The organism is Pseudomonas sp. P8_241, from assembly GCF_034008315.1.
Taxonomy (GTDB): Bacteria; Pseudomonadota; Gammaproteobacteria; order Pseudomonadales; family Pseudomonadaceae; genus Aquipseudomonas.
Genome location: NZ_CP125377.1, coordinates 5428886 through 5441080, shown reverse-complemented (window position 1 = coordinate 5441080; position 12195 = coordinate 5428886). Strand labels below are relative to the sequence as shown.

The following is a 12195-nucleotide window of genomic DNA, read 5'->3' as shown; positions in this document are numbered from 1 at the left end:
GATGATAGTTGGCGTGTGATATTTCTGGTACGAATGTTGATTCTGAAAATATCCGTTACTTTTGTATTGGCGGTAGGGTGCGCTGCTTTCAGAACACGGCTTTTGGCTCACGTTACTCGTTGATTTTTGTTAAAGGTCGATACAAAAAATGATTTAAGGAGGTGTGATCTCCACTCGGATACAGTTTTCAGTTCAGGGTGTTCGAGGTTTTTTTGTAAGAATAATCTGTGATGTTTGTAGGGAATGTCTCTCGGTGCAGGTGCTCGGGAAGGCCGACATGCAATGGGTGAAACGACTAGGCTATTGTGCGGGCTCTAAAAATTCGAACAGCGAAAATTGGACTTGCCCATGAATAAAGTGCTGATCGTCGATGATCACCCCGTCATTCGTCTTGCGGTGCGTATGCTGATGGAACGTCATGGCTACGAAGTTATTGCGGAAACCGATAACGGCGTGGATGCATTGCAACTAGCCAGAGAACTAATGCCGGACATTGTCATTCTGGATATTGGAATTCCAAAGTTGGATGGCTTGGAAGTTATCGCACGTTTGTCATCAACAGCAATGCCGATGAAAGTGTTGATACTGACATCTCAGGCACCCGGTCATTTTTCCATGCGGTGTATGCAATCGGGGGCTGCAGGATATGTTTGCAAACAACAGGATCTGACCGAGTTGCTCAGTGCAATCAAGGCCGTACTGTCAGGTTACAGTTACTTTCCAAATCAAGCCTTGCACACAGTACGTTCCAGTCTGGGGAACGCCAGCGAAGCCGATATGGTGGACCGTTTATCGGGGCGGGAGATGATGGTCTTGCAGCAGTTGGCACGAGGCAAGACCAACAAGGAGATTGCAGACGGAATGTTCCTGAGCAATAAAACGGTCAGCACTTACAAGACTCGCCTGCTGTTGAAACTCAATGCGCGGTCGTTGGTGGATTTGATTGAGCTGGCGCAACGTAATGGTTTGGTGTGACGGCAGAACTGCCTGACGGGGAGAAAAGGGGTTCCTCTAATTCGGGCTCATAATAAAAAGCCTCCGTTTTCGGGAGGCTTTGAGGCGTCACATATCAAAATCGTAATCGGCCAATTGCTTTTGCAGTCGGCGCTCCTCCAGCAGATTGTCGATGGTGCGGCGTTTGCTCAGATTGGTTTTCGCTACTTCGACCACCGGTTCGGCATCATCAGCCTCCACGGTACTGAAGTCGTCTTCTACGTCCAATTGCTCTTTGCCAGTACTCATTTAGCTACTCCAGGCTAAGAAGGCCTTTGGCGCTCTTATATCGACATTCTACCGGCGGGTAAAAAAGATTTTTTCAATCAGCCATCGAGTAAATCCAATAGTGCGTCAATCGTCCGAGGTTTTTTGTTTGTATTCGCACAAGTCTTCAATCCGGCAACTGCCACAGCGGGGCTTGCGAGCCAGGCACACGTAGCGTCCGTGGAGGATCAACCAGTGATGGGAGTCAAGCAGGAACTCTTTGGGCACAAACTTCATCAGCTTCTTTTCGACTTCAACAACATTCTTGCCCGGTGCAATGCCGGTGCGATTGCTGACACGGAAGATGTGGGTATCGACGGCCATAGTCAGCTGGCGGAACGCGGTATTGAGTACCACGTTGGCGGTTTTGCGGCCGACACCGGGCAGGGCTTCAAGCTCCTCGCGGGTTTGCGGCACTTCGCCAGCGTGAAGCTCCACCAGCATGCGGCAGGTCTCGATGACGTTTTTTGCTTTGCTGTTGTACAGCCCGATGGTCTTGATATATTCCGACAGACCTTCAACACCCAGGGCATGGATCGCTGCCGGGGTATTGGCTACGGGGAACAGTTTTGCAGTGGCCTTGTTGACGCCGACATCGGTCGATTGCGCCGAAAGGATCACCGCGATCAGCAATTCGAAAGGCGACGAATACGCCAGTTCGGTTTTCGGTTCCGGATTGTCTTCATGTAGCCTGCGGAAAATTTCCAGACGTTTTGCGGCGTTCATGGGCAGTGCGTTTCCTCAAGGTCAGTGTGAAGGGGGCGAACGATGCCAGGCCTGCCACGCAGCCAGCAGCAGCCCCAACAAAATGAAACCGCCGGGAGCCAGTGTCACCAGGCGCAAGCCACCGTCGGCGAGCAGTAGCCAACCCTGCCAGTCTGGCTGTTTCGCGCCGGCCAGCCAGGAAAAATGATTGCCGAATGTCCCGTTGCCGATGAATTCGCGCAACAGGCCAAAACCCGTCAGCAATGCGCCGGACAGAGCGCACAACTTCAGACGTTCCACCCGGGCGCGGCGGAAAAAGCCAGCATGCTCCAGTACAACGCATTGCAAGGCGACCAAGCCTGCATAGATTCCCAAATGCTGATGCCATGGCAGCGACCAGATTTGCGCGGCGAGTTGCGCACAGCTGGTCCACGTAGCGGCGAGCAGAACGCTGGCCAGTAAATGAGTAGTCGGCAGCATTCGCGCTCGTAGTACAGCCATGCTCAGGCCAAAAGCGGTGACCACCAGGACGAACAACAACCACAGACCCAAAGCAGTCACCAGCGTGTCGGTGATCCCAATCAGGGGCGCAAGCATCAGCGTGCCCTGCAGGCGGAGTGATTTATTCATGTGATGGGCTCCCGAGTAACGCTTGCCGGTGCCCATCGAAGTAGCGCAGGGCGTCGTGGGTGGCGTTGATCACGGCTCTTGAAGTGATGGTCGCCCCGGCGATCTGATCGAATTGACCCTGATCCTTTTTCAGGGCCCATCCAGCGTCGGCAAGCTCGGTTCGGGATTTATCGGATAAAGCCTGAAGCCAGGTATTGGGCCAGTCTGCGATGCGCGCGCCAAGCCCCGGGGTTTCTGATTGCTTGAGAGTTTTGACACCTATCAGCCTGCCGTTTGCATCGATTGCAATCAGCAATTCAATGGCGCCAGCGTAGCCTAAAGTTTTACTGCGCAATAACACGGCGCAAGCCTTGCCGGCTTTGGATGCACGGTAGCCGGTCAGCAGCGTGCTGTTTTCGAGTTTGGTGTTTTCGAGCGGGAGAGGTTGTTCGAGTGGCTGATTGTCATAGCTGTCCGCTGCTAGCAAATCCAGCAGGTTGCGAGTGTCGATCAGACGCTGGTCGGCTGCAATACGCGGCGCGCTGCTGTACTGTGCAAGCCAGGTCAGACCGATGCCGAGCGTTGCCAGTAACACCAGGATTGCTATGTTCGATGCTCGGCTCATGGGGAAGCCTGCTGCTGTCTGGCCGCGACAAAGCGCTCCAGGGCGGGCACGCAAAGATTCATCAAAAGGACGCCAAACGCCACGCCGTCCGGATAACCGCCCCAAGTGCGAATCAAATATGTCAGCAGCCCGACACCTGCGCCAAACAGCAGTCGCGCTCCAGTGCTTTTGGCGCCGGACACCGGTTCAGTCACAATGAAAAACGCCCCCAGCATGCTCGCGCCGGTGAGGAGATGAAACAGCGGTGAGCCATGGGAATCGGAGCCCGAACCGTTCCAGCACAGCAAGCTGATGATGAAAAGGCTGGCGAGCATGCCGACTGGCGCATGCCAGCTGAAGACGCGGCGCTGCAGTAGGAACAGGCCTCCTGCCAGAAACGCCAGACTCACCCATTCCACGCCACGGCCACCGAGATGACCGAACGCTGGGTTCGCCGAAAACAATTCATCGATGGTCAGGCTTTTGTTCATGCGCAGGCTGTCCAGCGCAGTGGCCTGAACCCAAGCGTCCGGAAGCTGACCGAATGCGAATGCCTGTTGCAATCCACCCAACAAGTCCATGCCGTGAGAAGACGGCCAATGGGTCATCTGCTGAGGAAACGTGATCAGAGCGAAAGCGACGCCAAGCATTGCGGGGTTTAATGGGTTCGAACCCACTCCGCCATACAAGTGCTTGCCAAATACCATCGCGAACGCGGAAGCGCTGATGGTCAGCCACCACGGACAATAGGGGGGGAGGGCCAGGGCCAGCAATGTTGCGCTGACCAGCGCGCTGCCATCACTCAAGGTCGGTTTGAATGGCCGCTTGCGCAAATGCAGCACGCTCGCCTCAACGGCGAGCGCCATTGCAATGGCCAGAATCAGATTGATCAGCACGCCCCAGCCATATAGCCAGAAGGACGCCAGCAGTCCCGGCAGGACGGCCAGCAACACCAGTTTCATGGCTTGCTGCAAGCGATCGTCAACCGATTCAAGGGGTGGCATAGGCGTCCACCTGACGTTCGGCTTCACTGACCGCACGCAACAGCGCTTCAACCTGTTCGGCGGAGGCTTCGCTGTTTTGAGCTTTTTTGAGTTCGGCGCGGCGCATGGCCAGCTGAATTTTTGCCCGTTTCAGCTCGACATCGTTCTTGGGCGTTGCAACGGACGTGGGCGTTGGTGGTTCGGTGCTTTCCAATTGCGCCAAGGCTTGTTCGGCCGCTTCGAACTGCTGTTGCAGGATGATCAATTGCGATTGTTGTTCGAAGGTCGGAGGATGCCCGAAGGCCTTCAGCGATTTGGTCAGTTGGGCGCGGCTCATCGCGACATCGATCCTGGCTTTTTTCAGCGCCGCGTCGACATTCGCGGCTTTCTGGGTTCGCACGCGATCGAGGGCTGCTTGTATCGGGTCGAGTGTCACCTCCACCGGGTGGGCGGCACGTTGGCGGGCCTGTCGTTCGGCTGTTTTCTGTTGTTCTTCACGCTGCAAACGGGCGTTGCGCTGCTCAAATCGGCGCCGGGCGTGATTGCGCTTGGTGGTACGCGCCTGTTGTTCTTCCTGCGTGAATGCCAGGCCACCGACAACCGGTACTACTGTGGTGGGCGGCAACGGACGCATTTCAATGCAATCCACCGGGCAAGGCGCCACGCAAAGGTCGCAACCGGTGCATTCGTCGATGATGATTGTGTGCATCAATTTGGCCGCGCCGACGATGGCATCGACCGGGCACGCCTGAATGCATTTGGTGCAACCGATGCACTCGGCTTCGCGGATATAGGCGATTTGAGCAGGCGCCGCCCCCCGACTGATGTCCAGTTCCAGCACCGGCACTTTCAATAACTGCGCCAGCGCGGCGATGGTTTCGCTGCCACCAGGCGGGCACTTGTTGATCGGCTCGCCACTGACGATGCCTTCGGCGTAGGGCTTGCATCCGGGATGACCGCACTTGCCGCACTGAGTCTGTGGCAATAGGGCGTCGATGCGTTGAATCAGACTCATGTTTTGATCAGTCCGCTGAATCCTAGAAAAGCCACTGCGATCAGTCCGGCGCCGATCAGATCGATCGGCAGGCCACGAAAGGGCAGGGGAATATCGTTATCGAGTGTACGTTGGCGCAAATCTTTGAACAGGCTCAGCACCAGCCAGAATCCCAGCCCTGCGCCAAGGCTCAGAGCTGTGGCATGAAATAATCCCTTATCCGCCTGGGCGTTGAGCAGCGCTACCCCGAGCACGCCTGCATTCCCTAGCAGCAACGGCCAGAGGCCTTCAAAAGACCACTTCGGGAGCGCCGTAGAAAGGACGTTCAGCAGGGGGCTGATCAGCAAAACGCTCAGTGGCAAAAACACGAACAGATGCAGGGCGGTCAGTTCCAGTGGCGCCAGCAGCCAGTGGTAGAGCGCATAACCGAGCATGCCGACGATCAGCATCAGGCAGGTTGTTGCAATGCCCAGCGCATGGACCTGGCGGCGCTCGCTTGCCAACAGTGGATCGACACCCAGCGGCCAGTGCAACACGAGGTTGTTGATCAGGGCGGTGCTGATAAGCGTTAGCAGGGTTTCGGTCATGATCGTCCGTATTCCGCTACTGGATCACTGCGTAGGAGCTGCCGCAGGCTGCGATCTTTTGATCTTTAAAAGCAAAGTCAAAAGATCGCAGCCTGCGGCAGCTCCTACGGACATTATGGGCCAGACATGAAAATCCCACAGTCGCGCCAGGCACGGCTGTGGGATCGGATTGCCGCACAAATTTACTTGATGCGCTGACCAGGCTTGGCGCCGCTGTCAGGGCTGAGCAGATAGATTTCTTCACCGCCAGGGCCCGCCGCCATCACCATGCCTTCGGAAATGCCGAACTTCATTTTCCGCGGCTTGAGGTTGGCGATCATCATGGTCAGGCGACCATCGAGCTTCGACGGGTCCGGATAGGCACTCTTGATTCCGGAGAACACGTTGCGGGTCTCGTCGCCGATGTCCAGCGTCAGGCGCAACAGTTTGTCGGCGCCTTCCACATGCTCAGCCTTGACGATCAGCGCGACGCGCAAATCGACTGCGGCGAAGGTATCGAACTCGATTTCCGGCGACAGCGGGTCTTTCGCCAGTTCCCCGTTGCCCGCTGGTGCAGCTTCGCCGGTGTCGGTCTGGCTGGCGGTCAGGTCTTCTTTTGACGCGTCGGTCATGGCTTGCACCTTGACCGGGTCGATGCGGGTCATCAACGGCTTGAACTCGTTCAACTGATGGTTGCTGAGCAAGGTCGCATGGTCGTTCCAGGTCAGGGGCGCGACATTCAGGAACGCCTCGGCGTCAGCGGCCAGCAATGGCAGCACCGGCTTGAGGAAGATCACCAGTTGGCGGAACAGGTTGACGCCCGTAGCGCAGATGGCCTGGACTTCATCCTGCTTGCCTTCCTGTTTGTTCAGCGACCAGGGCGCCTTGTCGGCGATCCAGGCGTTGGCGCGGTCGGCCAGGCCCATGATCTCGCGCATGGCGCGGGCGAAATCGCGGGCTTCATAGGCGTCGGCGATGCTTGGCGCGGCGGCCAGGAAGGCATCAGTCAGTTCAGGCGCTGCGTTGGTGTCGACCATGACGCCGGCATTGCCCTTGTTGATGAAACCGGCACAGCGGCTGGCGATGTTGACGACTTTGCCCACCAGGTCGGAGTTGACCTTCTGCACGAAGTCTTCGAGGTTCAGGTCCAGGTCGTCGACGCCACGGCCGAGCTTGGCCGCGTAGTAGTAACGCAGGTATTCCGGCGACAGGTGATCCAGGTAGGTCCGGGCCTTGATGAAGGTGCCGCGGGACTTGGACATTTTCTGACCGTTGACGGTCAGGTAGCCGTGGACGTTGATGCCGGTCGGCTTGCGGTAGCCCGCGCCTTCGAGCATGGCTGGCCAGAACAGGGCGTGGAAGTTGACGATGTCCTTGCCGATGAAGTGGTAAAGCTCGGCGGTGGAGTCCTTGCCCCAGAACGCGTCGAAGTCCAGCTCCGGCGTGCGGTCGCACAGGTTCTTGAAGCTGGCCATGTAGCCGATTGGCGCATCCAGCCACACGTAGAAGTACTTGCCCGGTTCGTCGGGAATCTCAAAACCGAAGTACGGCGCATCGCGGGAGATGTCCCATTGTTGCAGGCCGGCATCCAGCCATTCGGCAATTTTGTTGGCGACAGCGTCCTGCAGGGTGCCACTGCGGGTCCAGGTTTGCAGCATTTGCTGGAAGTCCGGCAGCTTGAAGAAGAAGTGCTGGGAATCCTTGAGCACCGGGGTGGCGCCGGAGATTGCCGACTTCGGATCCTTCAAGTCTGTCGGAGCGTAGGTTGCACCGCATTTTTCGCAGTTATCACCGTACTGGTCTTCGGTGCCGCATTTCGGGCAGGTGCCCTTGATGAAGCGGTCGGCCAGGAACATTTTCTTTTCCGGGTCGAAATACTGGGTGATCGAGCGCGTGGCGATGTGCCCGGCGTCGCGCAGCTTCAGGTAGATCTGGCTCGACAGCTCACGGTTTTCTTCAGCGTGAGTGGAGTGGAAGTTGTCGAAGTCCACCAGGAACTCGGCAAAGTCGGCGCTGTGTTCAGCCTGGACGTTGGCGATCAATTGTTCCGGGGTGATGCCTTCCTTTTCCGCGCGCAGCATGATCGCCGAACCGTGGGCGTCGTCGGCGCAGACGTAGATGCATTGGTTGCCGCGGTGCTTCTGGAAGCGCACCCACATATCGGTCTGGATGTATTCCAGCATATGGCCGAGGTGAATCGAACCATTGGCATAGGGCAGGGCGCTGGTGACGAGGATCTTGCGTGGCTCGGACATGGGGCTCGGCTACTTGATGAAACGGAGGTCGGCCACTATAAAGCGCCGGCGCATATTTTTCACCCTGTGAGCCTGTTTCATTGGATGAGCGAACTGTAGGAGCCCGGCTTGCCGGCGATAGCGGTCTTGGGTATGCCATCGCCGGCAAGCCGGGCTCCTACAAAAGCGCGATCTTTTGAGCATCCCGCCGAACGCTTAGAACAGGTACGATACCCCTCATCCTTTCCAAGTCCTGTTTTCGGAGTTGCCCATGAGCGCCGTCAATCGCGCAGCGGTGGAAGCCGTTCTTCGCCAATACACCGATCCTTACCTGAACCAGGACCCGGTCAGCGCCGGGTGTGTGCGCAACATCGACATCCAGGGCGATCGCGTCAGTGTTCAGCTCGAGTTGGGTTACGCCGCCGGCCTGTTCAAGAGTGGCTGGGCGCAGATGCTGCAAATGGCCATTGAAGGGCTGGATGGTGTGGCAAGCGCCCGTGTCGACATCTCCAGCGTGATTGCCGCGCACAAGGCTCAGGCACAGATACCGGGCCTGGCCAATGTCAAGAACGTAGTGGCCGTGGCATCCGGCAAGGGCGGCGTGGGTAAATCCACCACCGCTGCCAACCTGGCATTGGCCCTGGCCCGTGAAGGCGCCAAGGTGGGGATTCTCGACGCGGACATCTACGGTCCGAGCCAAGGCATCATGTTTGGTATCCCGGAGCGCACCCGTCCCGAGGTCAAGGATCAGAAGTGGTTTGTGCCGCTCAAGTCCCATGGCGTCGAAGTGATGTCCATGGCCTTCCTGACCGACGACAACACACCGATGGTCTGGCGCGGACCAATGGTTTCCGGTGCCCTGCTACAACTGGTCACGCAAACCGCGTGGGGCGATCTGGATTACCTTGTCATCGACATGCCACCAGGCACTGGCGACATCCAGCTGACCCTGGCGCAGAAAGTGCCGGTGGCCGGTGCGGTCATCGTCACCACGCCACAGGACCTGGCATTGCTGGACGCACGCAAGGGTGTGGAAATGTTCCGCAAGGTCAACATTCCGGTGTTGGGTGTGGTGGAAAACATGGCCGTGCACATCTGCTCGAATTGTGGACATGCCGAGCATCTGTTCGGTGAGGGTGGTGGTGAGAAGCTGGCGACCCAGTATGGTGTCGAACTGCTTGCTTCGTTGCCGTTGGCGATGGAAATCCGCGAGCAGGCCGATGGTGGCAAGCCAACCGTGATCGCCGAGCCAGATTGCCCGATCGCCATGGTTTACCAGGAGCTGGCCCGCCATGTCGGTGCGCGGATCGTGTTGCAGGAAGCGTTGACGCCGGCGATGCCGAATATCAGCATCAGCGACGATTGATTTGCGGCGCCTATAAACAGATCGCAGCCTCGCTTCGCTCGACAGCTCCTACATTGGATTGGCCTACACCTGTAGGAGCTGTCGAGCGAAGCGAGGCTGCGATCTTTTGATCTTGCTTTAGATACGCAACCCGCCATCCATCTCCAATATCCGACCGGTGTAGTAGTCGTTCTCGAAGATGTAAGCCGCCGAATGGGCGATCTCTTCAGGCTTGCCCATGCGCTTGAGCGGAATCCCGGCAGTCATCTTCTCCAGCGCTTCAGGCTTCATGCCCAAGGTCATTTCGGTTTCGATGAAGCCTGGTGCAATGCCGGCAACACGGATGCCGTAGCGCGCCAGTTCCTTGGCCCAGGTCACGGTCGCGGCTGCAACACCGGCCTTGGCGGCGGAGTAGTTGGTCTGACCGACGTTGCCAGCGCGGGAAATCGACGAGATATTGATGATCGCGCCGCTGTTGTTCAGTTCGACCATTTTGGCCGCGACTTCACGGGTGCACAGGAACACGCCGGTCAGGTTGACGTCGATCACCGCCTGCCATTGGGCCAGGCTCATCTTGGTCATTTCGCCGTCCTTGACCTTGAGCAGCAGGCCGTCACGCAGGATCCCGGCGTTGTTGATCAGGCCATGGATCGCGCCGAAGTCTTCGGCAACCTGGGCGACCATATGAGTCACTTGCTCTTCATTGGCAACGTTGCACAGATAAGCGCGGGCTTCGACGCCCTTGGCCTTGCAGGCAGCGACGGCGTCGTCGAGTTTTTCCTGGTTCAGGTCCACCAGCGCCAGTTTCGCGCCTTTATTCGCGAAATACTCGGCCATGGATCGGCCTAAACCCTGGCAACCGCCAGTGATAATGATTACTTTGTCAGTGAGTTGCATTCGCATGCCCCGGTAAATGGTCTGGGTTTTTTCATAGGCATCTTCTCCATCACGCCTACCTTGGCACATGAGAACTGCCCCTAATGGCGCGCTGGAACTTTTGCCAGTCGCTGTCCGTTTTTTCTGACGGATTCTATTCAAGGAGTCATAAATTGAGCGTTGAAGCGGCTAAGCATGCACGAGAATTGCTTCTCAAGGAATACCGTGGCGTGCTCTCCACGCACTCCAAATCGATGCCCGGCTTTCCATTCGGCTCTGTGGTTCCTTACTGCCTGGACGAGCAGGGTCGGCCCCTGATCCTGATCAGCCGCATCGCCCAGCACACTCATAACCTGCAAAAAGATCCGAAATGTTCGCTGTTCGTGGGCGAGCGCGGGGCGGAAGATGTGCAGGCCGTTGGTCGCCTGACTTACCTGGCCGAGGCGCAACAACTGGAAGGCGAAGGGGCCATCGCAGCGGCGGCCGAACGTTACTACCGCTACTTCCCGGAATCACAGAGCTACCACACGGCGCATGATTTTGATTTCTGGGTGCTTGAGCCGGTACGCCACCGTTACATCGGTGGTTTCGGCGCGATTCACTGGGTCAACGACCTGACTCTGGCCAACCCGTTTGCCGGCAAGGCCGAGGTGAGTATGGTCGAACACATGAACGCCGATCATGCCAAGGCCATTGCCCATTACGTCGATCTGGCCGGTTTGCCGAAAACCGCAGCGGCGCAAATGGTCGGTATCGATACCGAAGGCATGCACCTGCGTATCGGTCAGAGCCTATACTGGTTGCCGTTCCAGGCACCTTGTAATACGCCGACACAAGTCCGCGAGGCCTTGGTTTCACTGGCTCACGCCGAACATTGGCCAAAAAATGAAGTGGCCGACGCTTGAATTCACGAAACGGCGACGTCATCTAAGGTGAACTGGCAAGGCATTCTTGCGTTGAGGAACCATTTGATGCGCCCTTTTTTGTTGCTCTTTCTGCTGTTCCCGGTGTTGGAGCTGTTCGTATTCGTAAAGGTGGCAGGATCGATCGGGTTTTTCCCGGCCCTGCTGCTGGTCATTCTCGGCTCGATGTTCGGTGTGTTCGTGCTGCGCATCGCCGGACTGGCTACAGCGCTGCGTGCCCGTGAAAGCCTGAACCGCGGTGAGCTGCCGGCCCAGACCATGCTCGAAGGCCTGATGCTGGCGTTAGCCGGTGGTCTGTTGATCCTGCCGGGTTTCATCAGCGACGTGATTGGCTTGATCATGCTGTTGCCGATCAGCCGTCGCCTGCTGGCCAATAAAATGCGCCGGCGTGCCGAAGAGCAGGCCATCCGCCAACGTGCGTTCGCCGATGATCTTCAAGCCCGGGGCGGTCCCGCGCCGCGCGAGCCGCTGGGGCGTGAGCCCAATGTGATCGAAGGCGAGTTCGAACACCGCGACACCAAGTAATAGCTTCGACTCACGGCACCTTCGGGTGCCGTGTTCGTTTAGGGGGTGAAAGGAAAAATTTTCGATCCCTGCCCTTGTAATCAGTTTGTACGCCCTTATGTAACGGTCACCGCAAGGTTTCTGGCGATCACGCCAGACAGACTTCCGCGGTTCGCTTGACGAACCGCACCCGGCACCGCCGGACTTTGTTAAACCCGCCGGGACTACACCGGCCGATGAAAACCACAATTAGGAGAGATCGACAATGAAGCTTCGTCCTCTGCATGACCGCGTCGTCATCCGTCGCAGCGAAGAAGAAAAGAAAACCGCTGGCGGTATCGTTCTGCCAGGTTCGGCTGCTGAAAAAGCCAACAGCGGCGAAATCCTCGCTGTCGGCACCGGCCGCGTACTGGACAACGGTGAAGTGCGTGCACTGGCCGTCAAGGTTGGCGACAAGGTTGTGTTCGGTCCTTACTCCGGCAGCAACACTGTGAAAGTCGACGGCGAAGACCTGCTGGTAATGAGCGAGAACGAAATCCTCGCTGTTATCGAAGGCTGATTCCCCGTTCATTTTCCGCTACTACAAAGTATT

At 57.5% G+C, this 12195-nt stretch carries 14 protein-coding genes; 5 read left to right on the top strand and 9 right to left on the bottom strand.

What is annotated here, in order from left to right; all coding sequences use genetic code 11:
- Positions 1 to 348 precede the first annotated feature (348 nt).
- On the top strand, positions 349 to 975 hold the full coding sequence (locus QMK58_RS24340) for a response regulator transcription factor (protein WP_053155149.1): 627 nt from the start codon (positions 349 to 351) through the stop codon (positions 973 to 975).
- Between the two features lie 87 nt (positions 976 to 1062).
- Here the strand turns inward: QMK58_RS24340 and QMK58_RS24335 are convergent, their stop codons facing one another.
- The 8 genes from QMK58_RS24335 to metG form a co-directional block, all read right to left on the bottom strand.
- Complete coding sequence (locus QMK58_RS24335) at positions 1063 to 1242, bottom strand: PA3496 family putative envelope integrity protein (RefSeq protein WP_053155151.1); 180 nt, start codon at positions 1240 to 1242, stop codon at positions 1063 to 1065.
- A 105-nt stretch (positions 1243 to 1347) separates the two neighbouring features.
- Positions 1348 to 1986: an endonuclease III gene (nth, locus tag QMK58_RS24330; protein ID WP_053155153.1), complete on the bottom strand. Its 639-nt coding sequence runs from the start codon at positions 1984 to 1986 to the stop codon at positions 1348 to 1350.
- A gap of 21 nt (positions 1987 to 2007) precedes the next feature.
- On the bottom strand, positions 2008 to 2595 hold the full coding sequence (locus tag QMK58_RS24325; RefSeq protein ID WP_320395553.1) for an Rnf-Nqr domain containing protein: 588 nt from the start codon (positions 2593 to 2595) through the stop codon (positions 2008 to 2010).
- The gene (locus QMK58_RS24320; RefSeq protein ID WP_320395552.1) at positions 2588 to 3199 is read right to left on the bottom strand and encodes an RnfABCDGE type electron transport complex subunit G; all 612 of its coding nucleotides are present in this window, start codon (positions 3197 to 3199) and stop codon (positions 2588 to 2590) included. The genes QMK58_RS24325 and QMK58_RS24320 overlap by 8 nt, the downstream gene beginning before the upstream one ends.
- Complete coding sequence (locus tag QMK58_RS24315; RefSeq protein ID WP_320395551.1) at positions 3196 to 4182, bottom strand: RnfABCDGE type electron transport complex subunit D; 987 nt, start codon at positions 4180 to 4182, stop codon at positions 3196 to 3198. The genes QMK58_RS24320 and QMK58_RS24315 overlap by 4 nt, the downstream gene beginning before the upstream one ends.
- Positions 4169 to 5176, bottom strand: coding sequence for an electron transport complex subunit RsxB (rsxB, locus tag QMK58_RS24310; protein ID WP_053155162.1), 1008 nt, complete (start codon positions 5174 to 5176; stop codon positions 4169 to 4171). Before rsxB ends, QMK58_RS24315 begins: the two co-directional genes overlap by 14 nt.
- Complete coding sequence (locus QMK58_RS24305) at positions 5173 to 5742, bottom strand: electron transport complex protein RnfA (RefSeq protein ID WP_053155164.1); 570 nt, start codon at positions 5740 to 5742, stop codon at positions 5173 to 5175. Before QMK58_RS24305 ends, rsxB begins: the two co-directional genes overlap by 4 nt.
- Positions 5743 to 5924: 182 nt before the next feature.
- Complete coding sequence (gene metG / locus QMK58_RS24300) at positions 5925 to 7976, bottom strand: methionine--tRNA ligase (protein ID WP_053155166.1); 2052 nt, start codon at positions 7974 to 7976, stop codon at positions 5925 to 5927.
- Between the two features lie 250 nt (positions 7977 to 8226).
- Here metG and apbC point away from each other — a divergent pair, with 250 nt between their 5' ends.
- Complete coding sequence (apbC, locus tag QMK58_RS24295; RefSeq protein WP_053155168.1) at positions 8227 to 9321, top strand: iron-sulfur cluster carrier protein ApbC; 1095 nt, start codon at positions 8227 to 8229, stop codon at positions 9319 to 9321.
- A 117-nt stretch (positions 9322 to 9438) separates the two neighbouring features.
- Here apbC and QMK58_RS24290 read toward each other — a convergent pair whose 3' ends face one another.
- Positions 9439 to 10197 carry an SDR family oxidoreductase gene (locus tag QMK58_RS24290; RefSeq protein ID WP_320395550.1) on the bottom strand — a complete coding sequence of 253 codons (759 nt, stop codon included), beginning with the start codon at positions 10195 to 10197 and terminating at the stop codon, positions 9439 to 9441.
- A gap of 152 nt (positions 10198 to 10349) precedes the next feature.
- Between QMK58_RS24290 and QMK58_RS24285 the strand changes: the two genes are divergently transcribed.
- The 3 genes from QMK58_RS24285 (at position 10350) to QMK58_RS24275 (ending at position 12162) form a co-directional block, all read left to right on the top strand.
- Positions 10350 to 11081: a HugZ family protein gene (locus tag QMK58_RS24285; protein WP_320395549.1), complete on the top strand. Its 732-nt coding sequence runs from the start codon at positions 10350 to 10352 to the stop codon at positions 11079 to 11081.
- A gap of 66 nt (positions 11082 to 11147) precedes the next feature.
- Complete coding sequence (locus tag QMK58_RS24280; protein WP_053155173.1) at positions 11148 to 11624, top strand: FxsA family protein; 477 nt, start codon at positions 11148 to 11150, stop codon at positions 11622 to 11624.
- A 244-nt stretch (positions 11625 to 11868) separates the two neighbouring features.
- The gene (locus QMK58_RS24275; protein WP_047532658.1) at positions 11869 to 12162 is read left to right on the top strand and encodes a co-chaperone GroES; all 294 of its coding nucleotides are present in this window, start codon (positions 11869 to 11871) and stop codon (positions 12160 to 12162) included.
- The last annotated feature ends 33 nt before the right edge of the window (positions 12163 to 12195 follow it).